The sequence below is a fragment of the Flavobacterium sp. genome (assembly GCF_024642105.1).
Lineage (GTDB): Bacteria > Bacteroidota > Bacteroidia > Flavobacteriales > Flavobacteriaceae > Flavobacterium.
The window spans coordinates 169,174-187,678 of sequence record NZ_JAHEBT010000052.1; the positions used below are offsets into that span (position 1 = coordinate 169,174).

Annotated in this window: 20 protein-coding genes; 6 read left to right on the top strand and 14 right to left on the bottom strand. The window is 33.2% G+C overall.

Going from position 1 to position 18,505, the window contains the following annotated elements:
* The first annotated feature begins 13 nt into the window (after positions 1–13).
* The 3 genes from Q0L65_RS06355 to murI all read left to right on the top strand — a co-directional run bounded on the left by Q0L65_RS06355 (position 14) and on the right by murI (position 2,631).
* The gene (locus Q0L65_RS06355; RefSeq protein WP_366051414.1) at positions 14–1,219 is read left to right on the top strand and encodes an OmpH family outer membrane protein; all 1,206 of its coding nucleotides are present in this window, start codon (positions 14–16) and stop codon (positions 1,217–1,219) included.
* 20 nt (positions 1,220–1,239) lie between these two features.
* On the top strand, positions 1,240–1,740 hold the full coding sequence (locus Q0L65_RS06360) for an OmpH family outer membrane protein (RefSeq protein WP_296684581.1): 501 nt from the start codon (positions 1,240–1,242) through the stop codon (positions 1,738–1,740).
* Positions 1,741–1,854: 114 nt separating this feature from the next.
* Positions 1,855–2,631, top strand: a complete 777-nt coding sequence (murI, locus tag Q0L65_RS06365; RefSeq protein ID WP_296684583.1) for a glutamate racemase — start codon at positions 1,855–1,857, stop codon at positions 2,629–2,631.
* Positions 2,632–2,637: 6 nt separating this feature from the next.
* Here murI and Q0L65_RS06370 read toward each other — a convergent pair whose 3' ends face one another.
* Positions 2,638–3,153, bottom strand: a complete 516-nt coding sequence (locus tag Q0L65_RS06370) for a gamma carbonic anhydrase family protein (RefSeq protein ID WP_296684585.1) — start codon at positions 3,151–3,153, stop codon at positions 2,638–2,640.
* A gap of 14 nt (positions 3,154–3,167) precedes the next feature.
* Positions 3,168–4,154 carry a type IX secretion system membrane protein PorP/SprF gene (locus Q0L65_RS06375; RefSeq protein ID WP_296684586.1) on the bottom strand — a complete coding sequence of 329 codons (987 nt, stop codon included), beginning with the start codon at positions 4,152–4,154 and terminating at the stop codon, positions 3,168–3,170.
* A 118-nt stretch (positions 4,155–4,272) separates the two neighbouring features.
* On the opposite strand from Q0L65_RS06375, the gene Q0L65_RS06380 reads away from it, so the two are divergent.
* Positions 4,273–5,172: a NifU family protein gene (locus Q0L65_RS06380; RefSeq protein WP_296684588.1), complete on the top strand. Its 900-nt coding sequence runs from the start codon at positions 4,273–4,275 to the stop codon at positions 5,170–5,172.
* 54 nt (positions 5,173–5,226) lie between these two features.
* A complete protein-coding gene (locus tag Q0L65_RS06385; RefSeq protein WP_296684590.1) occupies positions 5,227–7,248 on the top strand; it encodes a thioredoxin domain-containing protein in 2,022 nt (673 codons plus the stop codon).
* Here the strand turns inward: Q0L65_RS06385 and tsaB are convergent.
* From tsaB to Q0L65_RS06400, 3 genes are read right to left on the bottom strand one after another with little or no spacing between them, the layout of a single operon-like run.
* The gene (gene tsaB / locus Q0L65_RS06390; protein WP_296684591.1) at positions 7,226–7,900 is read right to left on the bottom strand and encodes a tRNA (adenosine(37)-N6)-threonylcarbamoyltransferase complex dimerization subunit type 1 TsaB; all 675 of its coding nucleotides are present in this window, start codon (positions 7,898–7,900) and stop codon (positions 7,226–7,228) included. The genes Q0L65_RS06385 and tsaB overlap by 23 nt on opposite strands.
* Positions 7,901–7,908: 8 nt before the next feature.
* Positions 7,909–9,189: an efflux RND transporter periplasmic adaptor subunit gene (locus Q0L65_RS06395; RefSeq protein WP_296684593.1), complete on the bottom strand. Its 1,281-nt coding sequence runs from the start codon at positions 9,187–9,189 to the stop codon at positions 7,909–7,911.
* A gap of 6 nt (positions 9,190–9,195) precedes the next feature.
* The gene (locus tag Q0L65_RS06400) at positions 9,196–10,560 is read right to left on the bottom strand and encodes a TolC family protein (RefSeq protein ID WP_296684595.1); all 1,365 of its coding nucleotides are present in this window, start codon (positions 10,558–10,560) and stop codon (positions 9,196–9,198) included.
* A gap of 183 nt (positions 10,561–10,743) precedes the next feature.
* On the opposite strand from Q0L65_RS06400, the gene Q0L65_RS06405 reads away from it, so the two are divergent.
* The gene (locus Q0L65_RS06405) at positions 10,744–12,153 is read left to right on the top strand and encodes a DUF4403 family protein (protein WP_296684597.1); all 1,410 of its coding nucleotides are present in this window, start codon (positions 10,744–10,746) and stop codon (positions 12,151–12,153) included.
* A gap of 1 nt (position 12,154) precedes the next feature.
* Here the strand turns inward: Q0L65_RS06405 and Q0L65_RS06410 are convergent, their stop codons facing one another.
* The 9 genes from Q0L65_RS06410 to Q0L65_RS06450 form a co-directional block, all read right to left on the bottom strand.
* Complete coding sequence (locus Q0L65_RS06410) at positions 12,155–12,406, bottom strand: hypothetical protein (RefSeq protein WP_296684598.1); 252 nt, start codon at positions 12,404–12,406, stop codon at positions 12,155–12,157.
* On the bottom strand, positions 12,396–12,941 hold the full coding sequence (locus Q0L65_RS06415) for a DUF420 domain-containing protein (RefSeq protein WP_296684600.1): 546 nt from the start codon (positions 12,939–12,941) through the stop codon (positions 12,396–12,398). Before Q0L65_RS06415 ends, Q0L65_RS06410 begins: the two co-directional genes overlap by 11 nt.
* Before the next feature lie 2 nt (positions 12,942–12,943).
* On the bottom strand, positions 12,944–13,627 hold the full coding sequence (locus Q0L65_RS06420) for an SCO family protein (protein ID WP_296684602.1): 684 nt from the start codon (positions 13,625–13,627) through the stop codon (positions 12,944–12,946).
* 11 nt (positions 13,628–13,638) lie between these two features.
* Positions 13,639–14,280 carry a hypothetical protein gene (locus Q0L65_RS06425; RefSeq protein ID WP_296684603.1) on the bottom strand — a complete coding sequence of 214 codons (642 nt, stop codon included), beginning with the start codon at positions 14,278–14,280 and terminating at the stop codon, positions 13,639–13,641.
* A gap of 80 nt (positions 14,281–14,360) precedes the next feature.
* Positions 14,361–14,711, bottom strand: coding sequence for a cytochrome C oxidase subunit IV family protein (locus tag Q0L65_RS06430; protein WP_296684606.1), 351 nt, complete (start codon positions 14,709–14,711; stop codon positions 14,361–14,363).
* A 21-nt stretch (positions 14,712–14,732) separates the two neighbouring features.
* The gene (locus tag Q0L65_RS06435) at positions 14,733–15,710 is read right to left on the bottom strand and encodes a cytochrome c oxidase subunit 3 (RefSeq protein ID WP_296684608.1); all 978 of its coding nucleotides are present in this window, start codon (positions 15,708–15,710) and stop codon (positions 14,733–14,735) included.
* Positions 15,711–15,753: 43 nt separating this feature from the next.
* On the bottom strand, positions 15,754–16,341 hold the full coding sequence (locus Q0L65_RS06440) for a cytochrome c oxidase subunit 3 (RefSeq protein ID WP_296684609.1): 588 nt from the start codon (positions 16,339–16,341) through the stop codon (positions 15,754–15,756).
* A gap of 2 nt (positions 16,342–16,343) precedes the next feature.
* On the bottom strand, positions 16,344–17,246 hold the full coding sequence (gene cyoE, locus Q0L65_RS06445) for a heme o synthase (RefSeq protein WP_296685201.1): 903 nt from the start codon (positions 17,244–17,246) through the stop codon (positions 16,344–16,346).
* Between the two features lie 82 nt (positions 17,247–17,328).
* Positions 17,329–18,468: an MFS transporter gene (locus Q0L65_RS06450; RefSeq protein ID WP_296684611.1), complete on the bottom strand. Its 1,140-nt coding sequence runs from the start codon at positions 18,466–18,468 to the stop codon at positions 17,329–17,331.
* Positions 18,469–18,505: the final 37 nt, after the last annotated feature.

Genomic DNA, 18,505 nt, shown 5'->3' on the forward strand with positions numbered 1-18,505 from the left:
AACAACAAAAGTTATGAGAAAACAATTTTTATTTCTACTTTTAACCCTTATTGGAATAAGTACAGTTCAAGGGCAAACAAAAAGCACCAAAATTGGGTATATCGATATGGAATACATTTTACAAAATGTATCCAATTATACTGAGGCTCAAAATCAATTAGAGCAAAAAGCTCAAAAATGGAAACAAGAAATTGAAACAAAGAAAAATGAAATACAAAAACTTGTTGAAGCATTAAAAATCGAAAAACCACTTTTAACAAAAGAACTAATTGAAGAACGAGAAACTGAAATTAAATTCTTGGAAAAAGAAGTTTTAGAGTACCAACAAAAAAGATTTGGCGCCAATGGGGATTTAATGCAACAAAAATTAGTTTTAGCAAAACCCGTTCAAGATCAAGTTTTCACAACAGTACAAGATATCGCCGAAGCAAAACAATATGATTTCATATTTGACAAGTCATCTGATTTAACAATGCTTTTTGCAGCGAAACGATTTGATATCAGCGATCAAGTATTACGCGTATTGAATAGAACCGAAAAAAGAGAACAGCTTTCTAAAAAACAACAAAAGGAGCTAGAAGAAAAAGAGAAAAAAGAAGATGCACTTGATGAAAATCCGGGTTTAAAGGACAGACAAAAAGCATTGGACGAGAAAAAAGAAGCTCGTGAAAAAATAATAGCAGAACGAAAACTGCAACAAGAAACAAAGAAAAAAGAATTTGAAGAACGAAGAAAAAAATTAGCGGAAGAAAAAGAAGCTAAAAAAAATAATGCTCCTAATTCTACTACTGCTGAAGCAAAAGCGGATGTAGCTAAAATTGCTCAAGAGAAATCAGAAGCGGCAGAATTAGCACGAAAAAAACAAGCCGAGGAAAAAGTAAAAATCCTTGAAGAACGTAAAAAAGTTATTGAAGAAAATAAAAAGGCTTTAGAAGAGAAAAGAAAAAAAGCAATCGAAGAAAGGGAAGCTAAAAAAAATGGCACGATTTCTGAAAAAGTTACAACAAATAATAAAGTAGTTGATTCTACAAAAATTAAAATTGAAGCAGCTAAGCAAAAACAAGCATTAGAAAAACAAAAAGCGTTAGACGATCGTAAAAAAATTATTGAAGCCAATAAAAAAGCATTAGAAGAAAAACGAAACAAAATTATAGAAGAAAGAGCAGCTGCAAAAAAAGCAGCTGAAGAAAAATTAAAAGCAAATACAAACAAAAATTAATTATTAAATACCTTAAAACAATGAAACAAATCAAGACTTTATTAATCGCTGCAATACTAATCTTAGGAGCAAGTCAAACTATTTCAGCACAAGCAAAAACAGCTCACGTAGATGTAAATGATATTATGGCCAAAATGCCTGCTATGTTGGATGCTCAAAAACAATTAGAAAAATTGAGCGCAACCTACGATGCTGAATACAAAAAAATGGTTGAAGAATACCAAGGAAAGTTAAAAAAATACGAGGCAGAAGCAGCTACTGTAACTGAAGCTATAAACGGTGAGCGTTCTAAAGAAGTGCAAGACATGCAAAAAAGAATTGTAGATTATAGAGATAACGCTCAAAAAGAATTACAACAAAAAGAATCAGATATCGTAAAACCATTAATGGAAAAAGTAAGAGCTTCTATCCAAAAAGTTGGAAAAGCAAAAGGTTTCCAATACGTATTAGACGGTTCTTCTCTTTTATTAGCTGATGGTCCAAATTTGACTGCTGATGTAAAAAAAGATTTAGGTTTCTAAAATAACCCAAATAAAAACACAAAAACTGCTCACCTAAATTTTAGGAACGAGCAGTTTTTTTTTGATCCAATATAAATGTAGGAAATTTAAATTGTAGCTCGTAACTTTGTTTTTATGGAGAACAACCAACCTATCGGAATTTTTGACTCTGGCATTGGAGGCACCTCAATTTGGCAAGAAATACACCAATTACTTCCCAACGAGAAAACCATCTACCTTGCCGACAGTAAAAATGCCCCTTACGGACAAAAATCAAAACAAGAAATTATAGCGTTGAGTATGAAAAACACCGATTTTCTACTCAAAATGAAATGCAAATTAATCGTTGTTGCTTGCAACACGGCTACTACAAATGCTATCCAAGAATTAAGAGCCAAATATAATGTACCTTTCATTGGAATTGAACCCGCCATAAAACCAGCGGCAACTAATTCGAAAACACAAACCATTGGAATCTTAGCTACCAAAGGAACACTTAACAGTGAATTATTCCACAAAGCAACCGAAATGTATCAAGATACTACAATCGTTGAACAGGTAGGACACGGTTTGGTTCAACTTATTGAAGGAGGTCAAATCAATTCGTCAGAAATGGACAAATTACTTCAGTCCTATTTACAACCAATGATTGAAGCCAATATTGACTATTTAGTATTAGGATGTAGTCACTATCCGTATTTGATTCCTCAAATAAAGAAAATACTACCTGAACACATTCGAATAATAGATTCGGGACAAGCAGTTGCAAGACAAACGCAAAAAGTACTACAAGAAAAAGTAGGTATTTCTAATTTAAAAACACCTGAACCTGTTTTCTATTCCAATACAGACACTAAGGTATTATATGAAATCTTAGAAAGAAAATATAGAGTGGAACAAATCGACTTTTAAAAAAATCTATTCTTCTTTAAACCAATTCGAATACATCACATAGTTGTTCGAGATACGTTCAATTTCTCCAGCAAAATCAGATTGATTAATTTCTTTCACTTTTTTAGCAGGGACTCCTGCCCAAATCGTTCCTGACTCCACCACAGTATTTTGAGTAATAACAGAGCCTGCAGCAACTATCGAATTACTTTCTATCACACAATTATCCATTACAATAGCTCCCATACCAATTAAGACGTTATCTTTAATGGTACAACCATGCACAATGGCATTATGGCCAATAGATACATTATTTCCAATAAAAGTAGGATGCTTTTGATAGGTACAATGAATAACTGCACCATCTTGAATATTCACTTTATTTCCTATAGCAATAGAATTCACATCACCACGAATAACCGCATTAAACCACACGCTACAGGAATGTCCAAAAGTTACCTCGCCAACAATAGTTGCATTTTCAGCAACATAACAATCTTCTGGAATTACGGGAGACTTCCCATTAACTGATTTAACTAACATGAAATAACATAAAATTAATTAATAGCAGGACAATGACAATCATAATGTTCTCTTTTACAAAACAAATCCATTCCCAAAGTTATCTGATGATATCCTCCTGTATCAAATAATACAGGTCCTGAGACTTTTGAATACGTATATGCAATCATGAATTTTTTATAATTAAACCCAAAGAAAGGAGTAATATATTGTAATTTCTGACTGGCAACTCCAGTTGTTGTCAAATATTGGGCTCCTTCAAAACTTCTTCTATAAGATAAACCTCCCCAAATAGTACCAATGGGTATTTCTTTATGTACTTTAATATTAAAATCAACTAATTTTTCTTTTGTCCTATCAATTAATTGGAATAACATAGAAGGTTCCCATAGAAAAGTTTCTTTACTTCCAAAAACATATCCTGCACTCAATAAGTATTTTCTTAAATTATTACTTTCAAAATCACTATACAAAGCTCTTCGAGTTTCAATAGCACCTTGAACCGTAGCATGTGCATAAAAATTCAAAAAATTATAAGACATCCCAAAATCAACATTAGAGTAAGAACTCTTTTGAACTTGCCCAAAAACAATCGGGTCATAATCTGTAAAAGTAGTCTCATCCAATTGACTTTGAATAAACCCCACACTCATACCAAAAGACAGCTGATTTAAATCAATTTCATCTCTAGAAAACATAATGTGATGAGCATAAGTCAATTTTACTCCTTTTTGAGAATGATAGCCATTTTTATCATTAAAAATAATTATTCCCGCTCCCGATTTTTCTCCAACTCGACTATTAAAACTTATCGTTTGTAACTCTGGCGCATCTTCTTGACCCAACCATTGTTTACGCCCAGTTAGACGTATCTTATCACAATTGGCAGCACCTGCCATTGAAGGATGTAAAAGATAATAATTATCTGTAAGATAGTCTGAATATACAGGAATTCCTTCTTGAGCATTTGAAGAAAATTGAATTAAGAAAACAAGAAATAAAAATTTTAATTTTGTATACACCTTTTGCGGTATTTAATTTCTTAAACTAACGTTAATACTATGATAGTATTGTATTTAATTATCAAATATAACGATTCAAAGAAAATAACTTTAGTAAATTTGCAAAAAAATAAAACTCATGACAAAAGTTACCATAAAAGAAACCCAAAATCCAACTATATTAAAATTTGAATTTCCTGATTTTATCACTCAAAATGAAAATTTCGAATTCAAAAACATTGATGAGGCGGGAGCTTCTCCTTTAGCACAACAACTTTTTTACTTGCCTTTCGTAAAAACAGTATATATCTCCGGTAATTTTATTGCGGTTGAACGTTTTAGCATTGTGGAATGGGATGATGTAAAAGAAGCGGTTGCAGAACAAATTGAGAAATTTGTTAATAATGGAGGAATTATCATCAAACAGGACGAAAACAAAGCAAAAAAACAACCCATCACCGTTTACGGCGAAACCACTCCAAACCCATCTGCTTTAAAATTTGTAGTTAGTCGAATGCTAACTAAAACGGCTGTCGAATTTAAAAATATTGATCAAACAGCTTCGTCTCCTTTGGCAAAAGAATTATTCAAATTCCCTTATGTAAAGGAAATTTTTATTGACGAAAATTACATTTCAGTTACTAAATATGACATTAATAATTGGGATGAAATTACATTGGAATTAAGAAGTTATATCAAACAGTTTATTGAAAACGGAGGAACAGTTTTAGAAGAAAATTTCGTTCAAGAAACACTTGTTGAGGAAACTAAAAAAACCGAAGACTTTGACAATCTAGACGTTACTTCACAAAAAATCATCAATATTTTAGAAGAATACGTAAAACCAGCCGTAGCTGCCGATGGTGGCAATATTGCTTTTGAATCGTATAACGAAGAAGATAAAGTAGTGAAAGTCATTTTGCAAGGTGCGTGCAGCGGATGTCCTTCTTCGACATTTACTTTAAAAAGCGGAATCGAAAGTTTACTTAAAACGATGCTCAATGACGATACAATTATAGTTGAAGCGGCAAACGCTTAACCATACAATACCAAAGCGTTTCAATACTGAAACGCTTTTTTTAGCAACAGAAAAATGAACGAACTTCACTTAGAAACCAGTCCCTATTTATTACAACACGCCAATAATCCAGTCTTTTGGAAAGCTTGGAACAGCACTTCTTTGGCTGAAGCCAAAAAAAAGAACCAACTTATCATTATCAGTATTGGTTACTCGGCTTGTCATTGGTGTCATGTAATGGAACACGAAAGTTTCGAAAATGAAGCTGTTGCGGCTGTAATGAACGCTCATTTCGTCAATATCAAAGTAGACCGAGAAGAACGTCCCGACGTAGATGCTGTTTATATGAAAGCAGTGCAAATTATGACAGGTCATGGTGGTTGGCCTTTAAATATTGTCGCGTTACCTGATGGTCGACCAGTTTGGGGAGGCACTTATTTTAGAAAGGACGAATGGACTGATACTTTGGAACAGTTGCAAAAAATGTATCGGTTGGCACCTGAAAAAATGGTAGACTATGCCAAAAAATTGCATCAAGGAATTGAAGCTATTTCCATAATCCAAAACGATGGCAGTGAAAATTCCAATCAAAAATTGCTTTTAGAAAATTTAGTTGCCAAATGGAAAAAGAGCTTTGATTGGGAATTTGGCGGTATGGCAAGAGCACCTAAATTCATGATGCCCAACAATTACCAATTTTTACTTCGGTATGCCCATCAAAATCAAGATGCAGAGTTGTTAGAATTTGTGAATCTCACTTTAACAAAAATGGGATATGGCGGAATTTTTGACACTGTTGATGGCGGATTTTCTCGCTACTCAGTTGATTTAAAATGGCATGTTCCGCATTTTGAAAAAATGTTGTACGACAATGGGCAACTGATTTCATTGTACAGCGACACATACAAGTTGACACAAAACCCACTGTATAAAGAAATCATTGAGAAATCATTAGATTTTATAAAAAAAGAATGGAAAACCGCTGAAGGGGGATTCTTTTCAGCATTGGATGCTGATAGTTTGAATGACAAAAATCATTTAGAAGAAGGTGCTTTTTATGCTTGGAAAATCCCTCAATTAAAGACAATTCTAAAAGACGATTTTGACTTATTCCGTCAAGTGTTCAATATTAATTCTTTTGGCTTTTGGGAAGAGGAAAATTATGTTTTAATTCAGAACCAAAGTCTTGAAGCTATTGCCAAACTCAATCAACTTACTACAGCTGAATTAAAAAACAAAAAGAAAATCTGGGAGCGACTACTTTATACCGAAAGAGAAAAACGACCTAAACCACGATTAGATGACAAATGCCTAACATCTTGGAACGCCATTATGTTAAAAGGGTATATTGATGCTTACAAAGCTTTAGGCAACCCAGAATATCTTGATATAGCCTTAGAAAATGCCACCTTTATAATCAAAAAGCTTTGGTCAAACGAAGGAAATTTATTTCATAATTTTAAAAATGGCAAAAGTACCATCAATGGCTATTTAGAAGATTATTGCTTTGTGATTGCGGCTTTTATTTCTTTATACGAAGTCACTTTTGAAGAAAAATGGCTCCACGATGCCAAGCAACTAACGGATTATGCCTTAGAACATTTTTACGATGAGCAACAAGCATTCTTTAGATTCACTTCGGATAAAGACGAAGCGCTAATCAGCGTGCATTTTGAAACGGAAGACAATGTAATTCCAGCTTCCAATTCAGTGATGGCAAAAAATTTATACCAACTCAGCATCTATTTTGACAACTCGTATTACGAAAAAGTAGCCAAACAAATGCTCACTATTCTTTTACCCAATATCGATTATCCTTCGGCATATTCCAATTGGTTGGATTTGGCCTTGACCATGTCTGAACAAAATAAAGAGTTGGCTATTTGTGGGCCAAATGCAAAAGAAACAAACAAAATTAGTATGGGTTTGTATTTTCCTAATGTGATTATTGCCGGAACTGAAAAACCATCCCATTTGCCTTTTCTAAAAGATCGTTTTGTTGAAGATAAAACCCTCTTTTATGTTTGTCAAAATAAAACCTGTCAATTGCCTACAGAAGATTTTCAAGAAGCCGTTACCCAACTTTTTTTGAAGTAGTAATCATAAAATCCTTTAAGTAATAGGGCTCGAAATAAGCTACATCTTCAAATTCACTATTTTGGAATTTAGAAAAACTCAAAGCGCTCATCTCTTTTGCCGAAGGGTATTTTACCTCTTCCAAGAAAACAAAATTAGATTTTACTAGAACCGATTGACATTTATCGGCACAATCACCAACGAAATAAACCGTTTCAGCAATAGTTTCAAATGAATTTTCAGTAATAACTTCTGCTTGAATTTCGCGTTGTTTTTCAAATTTGGCATTAAAAATTGCGCTGTATACTTCCATTCTTCGTGCGTCGAGCATCGGAATAATCAATCCTTCAGAAATAGTTGCTTGAGAGGCTAACACCTGCAAAGTATCTACCGCAATCAAAGGAATATTCAGTGCAAAGCACAAGCCTTTGGCCGCTGAAACTCCTATCCGCAATCCAGTATAAGAACCCGGACCTTGACTAACCGCAATGGCTTTTAGATCTTGAAAAGTAATTCCAGCTTCTTGTATTATTTCTTCAATAAAAACATGCAAACGCTCGGCATGGGAATAGCCTTCTTCTGCAATTTCTTTGCAAATAATGGTTTGACCCTCTTTTGCTAGAGCTACAGAACAATTTTTAGTAGCCGTTTCAATATTTAAAATATAATTCAATGCTATTTTTATTTCTTATCCTTTTTGATTTTTACTTTATCTCCAGAATTTAATTCTTTGGATACTGTTGTATAAGGCCCTGTAATTACTACATCTCCTTTTTTAAGTCCTGTTAAAACTTCAATATTGGTATCATCCTGAATTCCAGTTTTGATTACTCTAATTTTAGCTTTATCCCCTACTTTTACAAAAACGCATTCGAATTTTTTATCACTTTTAGGAGTAGCTTTTTCTTCTTCCGGATCTTCCACTTTAATTTCTTTTACTGCCGATGTATCTGATTTTACTACAACCGAACTAATTGGCACTGCCAAAACATTCTTTTTAGTTTTAGTAATAATATCAACAGTAGCTGTCATTCCTGGTCTAAATGGAGAATAAGTAACTGGTTTCCCTTCTAATAAATCTTGGTATGATTCTTTTAAAATGCGCACTTTCACTTTAAAATTAGTCACTTGATCAGCTGTTAAAGCTGAACTTGCTGAATTAGCAATACTCGTAACCACTCCTCTGAATTCTTTTTTCAAATAGGCATCTACTTCCACTTTAGCTTCATCGCCTACCTTTATTTTAACAATATCATTTTCATTCACATCCACTTCCACTTCCATATTGTTCAAATTGGCGACTCTTAAAATTTCAGTTCCTGCCATTTGTTGGGTTCCCAAAACACGTTCTCCTAATTCCACGTTTAGTACTGAAACCGTTCCATCCGCTGGAGCATAAATAATCGTTCTTCCTAAGTTGTCTTTTGCCTCATTTACTGTAGCTGAAGCACTCCTAACATTGTAGTATGCTGATTCTTTGGTTGATTTAGCTACTTCAAAAGATGCAATCGATTTATCCCAATCTGCTTTAGAAATGATGCCTTTTTGAAACAAGACTTTATTTCTTTCATAACTTGCTTTAGCTTCATTAAAACTTGCATCAGCCTGCTGCAAACCAGATTTAGTTCCTGATAAATTAGCTTGTGCTCTATTCAAACCAGAGGTATATAAATCAGGATTAATTTTTACTAATAAATCTCCTTTTTTAACAACTTGGCCTTCTTTAATTGGCAATTCAATTATTTCACCAGAAACCATTGATGCTATTTTAACTTCAATTTCAGGTTGAATTTTTCCAGTTGCAGAAACGGTTTCAATAATAGTTGTTGCATTAACATCAACCATTTCAATTTCTTTTCCTTCGTCTTTGTTTCCAATGACTCCCGTTTTTGACAAAACGATTAACAAAGTAATTAAAGCTACTGCTGCACCTATTAAGATGTATATGGTCTTTTTTGACATAATAAATTAGTTTTTAATGATTGGAATTCCGAAATAGAATTCAAGAATTTTAATTTTAAATATATAATCGTATTTGGTTCTAAGTACTTCAGATTGAGCATTAACAAATAAGGTTTGAGCTTGATTGAAATCGAAAGAATTCATCAAACCAACAGCAAATTTTTCTTTAGCATAATTGTATGCTTCTTGTCTTGACTCTAAAGCCGCAATTGCTGAAACATTAGCATTTAAAGCCCCTTTGGCATCGGTAAATGCTGCGTAAATAGTACGCTGTAAATCTAAATTTTGTTGTTCTAAAGCAATTTTTGACTTCTCTAAATTAACTTTGGAACGCTCCACATTATTTTTAGCTGAAAATCCATTAAAAACAGGAATTGATAACTGAGCTCCAAAGGATTGCCCTTTATTATCACTGAATTGGGTCCAAAAAGGATTAGCTGGTTTCGTCACAATTGTTCCACCAGATACAATCGCAACATCAGCATAGGAAATTCTTGTATTAAACCCATAAAATCCTTGTATAGTAGGCTGAAAAGCTCCTTTAGCAATTACTAGATTTTTTTGAGCGATTTCTAAATTAGTTTGGGCAATTTTAAGAGCTGTTCTAGTTTCTTTTGCTTTGTCTAATATTGCAGATGGTGTTTGAGATAAAATAGTGACACCCTCATTCATAGAAGTTGCATCGACTACATCAAAACCTTCAAAATCTTTTAATTGAAGTAATTGAGCCAAACTCAATTTAGAAATTAACAACGTGTTTTCTGCAGCAACTACATTCTGACGGTTTAAAGCTAAATTAGCTTTAATGTCTAACACATCACCTCTTGGGATTGATCCAACATTTACTAATTCTGTAGCGCGATTTAATTGTTTCTCATTGATAGACAATTGTTCTTGTTGCACCTTTAAATTTTCTTTATTAAAAAGCACTTGTAAAAAAGCATTAGCCACATTCAATGCGATGTCTTCTTGTATTTTTAGCAATTGATACTTAGAAGCAATTAACGCTAAATTAGCTTTTCGCAAATTGTTTTGGTTTTGCAACCCCTTATAAATATCAATTCCCACATTAGCTCCGGCTGAAGTAAATTGAGTAGTTTGATTTCGTAAAAGACCCGTTGTAATATCCTGATTTAAACCGATATTCCACGAATGATTAGTAGTTGCATTAATAGAAGGAAGGAAATTACCCAAAGCACCTCTTTTATCAATTGCAGCCGTTTGAGTATCTAACTCAGATTGTTTGATTGAAATGTTATTTTCCAAAGCGTATTTTACGCACTCTTCTAAGGTCCATTTTTTGGATTGTGCCTGAGTTGACAATCCAAAAAATAGGATTACAATCAAACTGAAACAACTATTTTTTCTCATATACTTTGAATGAATGTTCTGTAAAGATACTACACAAATTTAAGTTTTCTATTTAAGAATTAGAGCCGAAGCTGTAATTATTTTAGAAACTAAAAACAATTAGACATCCGAACTTCGCATTTGTTACAATTACACCTAAAAATATAATTCTTTTAGTAATTTTGCTAGACAAATTCAAATCCAATGCAACGTATCCGCATTTTTGTTCTTTCATTCAGTTTTCTTCTTTTAGCAGCGAACTGTTCCGCACCATCAAAAATAAACACCTTCAAGCCTGAGCCTGACGATGCTGTTCCGTTGGTTTATGAAAACAGTCCTTCTTTCATCAATTTACCCATCACTATACAGTTAAAAGACATTGAAAATAAAACCAATAATCTTCTAAATGGGTTAATCTACGAAGACAATACTATTGAAGATGATGATATCGAAATAAAGATTTGGAAACTTGCACCAATAACGATGGAAAACAGTTCCAAAGATGCTGATGAAAAAATTAAAACCATACTCCCGTTAAAAGCCAATGTAAAATACCGTATAGGAACAAAAAAACTGGGAGTTGAGTTATACACTATTAAAGAGTTCAATCTCAATGGCGTGATTACATTAGTAAGCGAAGTGAATTTAGTAAATTGGAAATTGGACACCAAAACCAAATTAGAATCGTTAGATTGGAATGAAAGCCCAACTATGGTACTTTTTGGAAAAAATGTTCCTATCACTTTTTTGATTAATTCTAGCACAACCCTTTTCAAATCGAAAATAGAACATAAAATAGACGAATCAATAGCCAAATCAATGGACTTTAAACCCAATGTAGTAAATGCTTTGGAAAAAATAAGCACTCCCTTCCAAATGAGTGAACAATATGAAAGTTGGCTTCGACTTACCCCTATAGAAATTTATAGCACCAATGCTAAATTAAAAGGTCAGACTATTCAATTGGATATGGGGATTAAATGCGCTATGGAAACGCTGATTGGTAAGAAACCTGAAACAAAATTCAATGCAAATACTATTGTTTTAAAATCTGCTACCAAAATTCCAAATCAAATTACAGCCAATATCACAGCTGTTTCTAATTATGATGATGCTTCAAAAATTATAACCAAGAATTTTGCAGGCCAAGAATTTGGTTCTGGCAAAAAGAAAATTAAAGTGCAAAACGCAAGCATTTGGCATAAAAACAACAAAATGGTGATTGCTTTAGATGTTCTTGGAAGTATCAATGGAACAATTTACCTGACCGGCTTACCCCAATACAATGAAACTACTAAGGAAATATATTTTAACCAAATGGATTATGCTTTGGATACTAAAAACAAATTAGTTCAAACCGCCAACTGGCTAGCACAAGGCTATATTTTAAATAAAATTCAGGCCAATTGTCACTATTCTATTCAAACTAATTTAGAGGAAGGTAAAAAAAGTATGATGACCTATTTAAAAAATTACTCGCCTATGCCAGGCGTTTTTGTCAATGGTAAAATTGAAGACATACAATTCAAGAAAATACAATTGACTAATCAAGCTATTATTGCTTTTTTAACCATAAACGGTGTAGTGAATATTACAGTCGATGGATTAAAATAAATTATTTCTTCTTCATTCTGTAAATCGCATATCCAATTCCTCCCACCAATAAGTACGGAATAACCATTAAATACACAATTCCATCGTTTACAGCTTCGGCTTTAGTTTTATTTCCTTCGCTAGTTAGAGCGGCTCTACACATCGCGCATTGCGCATTTGCGGTTAAAGATAAAGCCGAAAAAAGCATAGAAATGAGAAGAACATTGACAATACTTCTCTTTCTAATCTTTAATGATATTGTTTTATTGAACATAGTAAGGAGCAATCATTATGTACACAATAACACCCGTTATAGCAACATATAACCAAATAGGAAAAGTGATTTTAGCTATTTTCTTATGTTGATCAAATTTGGCAGCTAAAGCACGTACATAGGTAATTAATACTAAAGGTATTACTGCAATTGACAAAAGAATATGCGATATCAACAAAACGAAATAAACCAATCTTATAAATCCTTCTCCTCCAAACTTAGTCGAATCAGATGTCATGTGATATGCCACATACATTACTAAAAAAGCTAACGATAGAGCTATCGCCACAGTCATTAAACGTTGATGTAACTCTTTATTTCCTTTTTTAATCGCTAATACAGCACTAACTAAGACTACAGCTGTAATTCCGTTAATTGTTGCGTAAATTGGGGGTAAAAAAGATAACGGCTCCACATCAAAACCAAAGTCTTTCAATTTAACACGGAACAAAACCGCCACTACTACAGGTATCAATACAGATACGAATACGATGAGTTTATTATACTTTTGATCTACTGTTGAATTATCTTTCATTTTTATTCTTTTAATAATAGTTTAATATCTTCTTGAATGTCTTTTACTCCTTCAGGATCTAAGCCATCATAATATAAAATAGGATTCCCAAATTTATCTTTTCTACAACGAATAGTTCCGTTTTTATCAATCAAAGCAAAAAGTCCAGAGTGTTCAAATCCACCGCTCACTTTACTATTCTCACCAGCATACAAATTAAATCCTTTATTGGCTAAATCTAATATATAGGTTTTATCTCCAGTAAGAAAATGCCAATTCGACGAAGTTGCACCTAACAACTTAGCATGTTCTTTCAATACTTGAGGCGAATCATGTTCTGGATCAATACTAATCGAAGCGATCCCAAAGTTTGGATTACCAAAAAATTGTTTTTCAATAACCAACATACTTTGATTCATCTTTGGACAGATTGTCGGACAACTTGTAAAAAAGAACTCAATTAAAAACACTTTTCCTTGATAGGTAGCATTGGAAACCTTTTGATTATCTTGATTTGTTAATTGAAATTTAGGTGCCGGTCCAATTGTAACTAAACTTTCTTCTTGCGAAGATCCAGCTGCCACTTTATCCAAACGATCACCTTTTACTACATTCCCATTTTGAATTCGATCAATAATTTTAGGAATTACCAAAATTCCAAAAACCAAAATGATAAATGATATTCCTATATAGGATTTATTTTTCATTACTTTCGTTTTTAAATTTTTCTGGAAGCATTATGATTTTTCTTAAGTGCCGCTCGATATTCATACAAAATCACTTTAAAATCATCTAACATTTCATTACTTAATTCTGAAGGATGAAAAGTGTCATACCCTTCTTTGTATTCTTTATTTTCTTTTCTTCCTCTAAGATTTCGCTCTTTATCCAGAATATAAATCATAGACGTACCCGAATTAGCATCTAATTTTCCAACTAAATGCAATTGTTTATGATACTTAGAAATTTCCATAGGAGATGCAAAAACAAATTGCCATTGAGACATTTCTGTAAATGTCCCTAATGCCTTAAGAATTTTTTCTGCATCGTTTTCAGTCCCAAAAGGACATAGGTAAACAAACTGCAAATCTTTAAATCCGTGATAACGTTGATACACTTTCTGATTCAAGTTAAAAAGATTACCTCTATTTTTCAACAATTCAGCTCCTCCAAAACCTAACACCGTCACTTTACCATTCAAACTCACTTGATTTCCACTTAGAGATTTCCAATTGCCAAAGTCAGCAGTTTTAGATGTTATAACCGGCAACTTAGTATAACTATTTACACCTGATGCAAAAAACAAATAGGCCACAATAGGCAAAACAAAAAGAGTAAAAAGAACAATATTTTTTTTCATCGGTAGATAGACTCTATTTATAAAGTACAAAAATAAAAAAAGGCACGCAATGCGTACCTCTTTTTTGAATTAATATCGTGTTAAAAATTCCATTTAATCGTAGAATCTTTAAAAACCCCATAAATATAATCCCCTTCGGTCAAAAGAATAAAAAGAATATATAATACTAAAAATACCACTGGATAAACCACTGCATTTCTCAATGAACTTTTCTCTCCTTCTATGTGCATAAAAGCCCATACAATATAATATGCTTTAAAAATTGTCAATGCATAAAATATCCAGTTCAATAAATTTAATCCTAAAACATTAGTCATATGAAGAGATTCTGGCTTTATAATACCTAAAATAACCTCTATAATTGTAACTGCAGATAAAATTCCGAAAACTTTCCAGATTCTACTAGTATTTGATACGTGTTCGTGTGACATGATAATTACTTTTTTTGAAAATTAAACAAGATAGAATACTGTAAATACAAATACCCAAACTAAATCTACAAAGTGCCAGTATAACCCCACTTTCTCAACCATTTCATAGCTTTTTCTTTTGTCATACGTTCCTAAAAGAACATTGAAAAAGATAATGATATTAATGATAACTCCAGAAAAAACGTGGAAACCGTGGAATCCTGTAATGAAGAAAAAGAAATCAGCAAATAATTTATTCCCGTATTCATTTCTAATTAAATTAGCTCCTTCAACAACAACTGCAGCATCTTTCAATCTAGCCACAGATTCTTCTCTTGATAAAACTGTTTTTTTCTTTTCTTTAGTGATTGTTTCTGTTCTGATTAACAAATCAGGATGTGCTTCAAAACCTGCTTGAACTTCAGCAACAGAATAAGTAGGTAAAGTAGCCTCTTCCATGAACCATCTTCCTTTACTTCTTGTCAATTGCTCTCTTTCTTCAGGTAAAGTTGTAGCAAAATCAGCCAAAGCTACTCTATGCCCTTCTTTGTCTACAAATTGAAGTAAACTACCTCCTTTTGTTTCGATAGCACCATATTCTCCTTTAATGAAGTTTTTCCATTCCCAAGCTTGAGAACCAACGAAAATTAAACCTCCAATAATAGTAAGAAACATATAAATGGTTACTTTCTTTTTGTTTAATTGATGACCTGCATCAACAGCTAAAACCATTGTTACAGATGAGAAAATCAAAATAAATGTCATCAATGCCACATAATACATTGGAGCAGATACTCCATGCATAAATGGAAAGTGGGTAAACACTTCATCAGCCAAAGGCCAAGTTTCAATAAATTTAAATCTAGAAAAACCGTAAGCCGCTAAAAATCCAGAGAATGTCAAGGCATCTGATACGATAAAAAACCACATCATTAATTTACCATAACTTGCTCCCATTGGCTCATTTCCGCCTCCCCAAGTTTTTTCTTCACTATTTGCAGTAGTAACTGTCGCTCCCATAAAAAGTTATTCGTTAAAAAGTTCCCAAATTTACGTTTTTTTCTTATTTAAAGAAAAATAAAAATAAAAATAAATAAACCCATAGAATATCGAGAAAGTGCCAATACATCGCACCTAGTTCAATTCCAAGAGTTTGTGTTGAATTGTATTTTTGTTTAAAATGATTATAAATTATGATTAAAAGTGAAATTATCCCTCCAGCTAGATGCAATAAGTGCATCAAAGTAACTATATAAAGGAAAGTAGTAGTAATTGAACTCGCTTGTCCAGTAAAATAATACCCCTCTGAAACTATTTGACCAAAACCTATAAACTGCAAAATAACAAACAGAATTCCTAATGCTAATGTAGTCAAAAGAAATGCTGTAGTCTTAGAACGATCATCTCTTTGTATTGCTTTTTTAGCCAAATGAAATGTTACACTACATCCTATAATTGCAACTGTACTGATGTAAAAAGCAGATGGCAATTGAAAATCTTTCAACCAATCAGCTCTCGATTTACTTACAACAAAAGCACTTGTAAGACCCGCAAACATCATGGTCATGCTTACCATTGCAAACAACAAAATCAACTTAGCTGATCTTGACTTTTTGGCTTTTTCTTCGTCTTGTATTATTGTCCTATCCATAACTATCTTAAAAATTTGTCAAATATATAAACTAATTGTAACAAAGTAATATACGAAACACTTACTAACATTAACGTTCTCGCCGCTTTAGCAGTTCGTAGTTGATACAATCGCACAGCATAAAACAACATCCAAACGCCAAGCAAAAACACAAGAACCGCAGCAATTGGTGTACTATATAATTGCCCTGTATATCCCAAAACGGGTAAAAGTGATGCAATTATCAACCAAATCGTATACAAAATAATCTGTAATGCCGTTCCTTTATCTTTTTTCCCTGTTGGCAACATAAAAAACCCTGCCTTTTCATAATCTTCGTATAAAAACCACCCAATTGCCCAAAAATGAGGAAATTGCCAAAAAAACTGAATTAAAAATAAGTTTCCTGCTTCAATTCCAAAATTACCCGTTGCCGCCACCCATCCTAACATAAACGGAATGGCTCCCGGAAAAGCTCCGACAAATACAGACAAAGAGGTAACTGTTTTTAAGGGTGTATAAACACTTGTGTATAAAAAAATAGAAATCGCCCCAAACATAGCTGTTTTAGGATTGATTGTATACAACAAAAAGATCCCGATTATCGTCAACAAACTAGCAATTGCCAAAGCAACATTAGGCTGCATTCTACCTGCAGGAATTGGTCGGTTTTTAGTTCTGTCCATCAAGGCATCTAAATCTTTTTCAATCACTTGATTAAAAGCATTAGAAGCGCCCACCATACAATATCCTCCAATTGTCAATTTTAATAATACAATCCAATTGAAAGTCGCAAAATCTGCTTCGCCAAGTACAAAACCTGCTATAGAAGAAAAAACCACACTAATGGCCAAACCAGCCTTAGTGATTGCTTTAAAATCGACATAAATGGATTTAAGAGAAATTGTACTCAATGTATTTGGTATAAAACTGGCGCGAAGATACAAATAAGATTACAGAATGTGGAACCTGAATTTTAGATTTTTTGACAAATAAAAAATAGAAAAATTAATTTTCTCCTTTATCAAAAGTAAGAAACAAATACAGGCTTAAAAGCAGAATTATAATTTCGAAAACTAATAAAGAAGTCACAATTCCGACAGCATCAGCTAAAAATCCTAATATTACAGCAGGAATCCCAAAACCAACATAACCAAAAAACATGTAACCCGAAACAGCGCGCGCTTTTTGGCTACCACCTAAATCAGCAATTATAGCTAATCCTCCTTGGTAACTAAACCCGTAAGCTGCTGAACCAATAAAAGCTGTACCTAATAAGACTATTGGTAAAATCCCTAAATAGGATCCCAAAATCACTAAACCAAAACCAAAAGGAATAAGGGCAAATCCTATTTTAAGACTTGTCTTAGGCTGGAATCTTTTTCGAATAAACGGCTGCATAAAACCACCTGTCCAATTAATTAGAACCAAACAAAATCCAGCATAAGCTGTCAAATGGAATATAGCCAATTGAGTAGGAATAATTGCAATAACTACTCCTGTGGTTGCCCAACAAATCGCGATGGACAAATTAACTGGAAATGACCCTTTAGGAAAATAAGGCAATCGAACCAAATTACCTCCTATTGGCGGTAACTTAGGAAGAGAAAAAGCCAATACAACTCCTGTAATTGTAATTACAATAGCAACAAAATAAGTGATAGGTAAATACGTAAAATGGATTAACAAAGCGATACTTGTCATAAAAGCTCCTCCACTAAAACCAATTGCTGTTGCCATTGAAGTAGCATTAGCCGCACGGACAGAGGCATTCACATCTTTAGAAACGATTTCTGAAATATAAGCTGTTCCTGTTCCCATGCTTAATGCCAAAGCTACTCCTTGAAAGAATCGAGCAAAAATCAAAGCATAAACCGTTGGAAATACCGTTATCGTAAGATTCGAAGCTAAGGCCAAAAACAAGCTAAAAAGCAAAACTGGTTTCCTTCCTATTCGATCCGAAATACCTCCTAAAAAAACATAACAAGGCAACATCCCTAAAATATAAGTCGCCAATACCAATGCTGTCTGACCATTATTGAATCCCGCCACCTCAGCATACGGTCTAAAAAGCGGCATCGATATGTTAACCGCCAAAGTAATCAAGAAGAGCGCAAACGATATGATGGAGGTAGGTTGTAATCTCATAATTTTCAATGTATAAAAAATCCCACCGAAGTGGGAT

Excerpts from the sequence above, each read along its gene's own strand:
- Q0L65_RS06430 (WP_296684606.1), bottom strand. The coding sequence starts at position 14,711 with ATGTCACACGAACACGTATCAAATACTAGTAGAATCTGGAAAGTTTTC.
- Q0L65_RS06370 (WP_296684585.1), bottom strand. The coding sequence starts at position 3,153 with ATGTTAGTTAAATCAGTTAATGGGAAGTCTCCCGTAATTCCAGAAGAT.
- Q0L65_RS06380 (WP_296684588.1), top strand. The coding sequence starts at position 4,273 with ATGACAAAAGTTACCATAAAAGAAACCCAAAATCCAACTATATTAAAA.
- Q0L65_RS06400 (WP_296684595.1), bottom strand. The coding sequence starts at position 10,560 with ATGAGAAAAAATAGTTGTTTCAGTTTGATTGTAATCCTATTTTTTGGA.
- Q0L65_RS06425 (WP_296684603.1), bottom strand. The coding sequence starts at position 14,280 with ATGAAAAAAAATATTGTTCTTTTTACTCTTTTTGTTTTGCCTATTGTG.
- Q0L65_RS06440 (WP_296684609.1), bottom strand. The coding sequence starts at position 16,341 with ATGGATAGGACAATAATACAAGACGAAGAAAAAGCCAAAAAGTCAAGA.
- Q0L65_RS06410 (WP_296684598.1), bottom strand. The coding sequence starts at position 12,406 with ATGTTCAATAAAACAATATCATTAAAGATTAGAAAGAGAAGTATTGTC.
- Q0L65_RS06435 (WP_296684608.1), bottom strand. The coding sequence starts at position 15,710 with ATGGGAGCGACAGTTACTACTGCAAATAGTGAAGAAAAAACTTGGGGA.
- Q0L65_RS06415 (WP_296684600.1), bottom strand. The coding sequence starts at position 12,941 with ATGAAAGATAATTCAACAGTAGATCAAAAGTATAATAAACTCATCGTA.
- Q0L65_RS06405 (WP_296684597.1), top strand. The coding sequence starts at position 10,744 with ATGCAACGTATCCGCATTTTTGTTCTTTCATTCAGTTTTCTTCTTTTA.
- Q0L65_RS06420 (WP_296684602.1), bottom strand. The coding sequence starts at position 13,627 with ATGAAAAATAAATCCTATATAGGAATATCATTTATCATTTTGGTTTTT.
- murI (WP_296684583.1), top strand. The coding sequence starts at position 1,855 with ATGGAGAACAACCAACCTATCGGAATTTTTGACTCTGGCATTGGAGGC.
- Q0L65_RS06385 (WP_296684590.1), top strand. The coding sequence starts at position 5,227 with ATGAACGAACTTCACTTAGAAACCAGTCCCTATTTATTACAACACGCC.
- Q0L65_RS06360 (WP_296684581.1), top strand. The coding sequence starts at position 1,240 with ATGAAACAAATCAAGACTTTATTAATCGCTGCAATACTAATCTTAGGA.
- Q0L65_RS06355 (WP_366051414.1), top strand. The coding sequence starts at position 14 with ATGAGAAAACAATTTTTATTTCTACTTTTAACCCTTATTGGAATAAGT.
- Q0L65_RS06450 (WP_296684611.1), bottom strand. The coding sequence starts at position 18,468 with ATGAGATTACAACCTACCTCCATCATATCGTTTGCGCTCTTCTTGATT.
- Q0L65_RS06395 (WP_296684593.1), bottom strand. The coding sequence starts at position 9,189 with ATGTCAAAAAAGACCATATACATCTTAATAGGTGCAGCAGTAGCTTTA.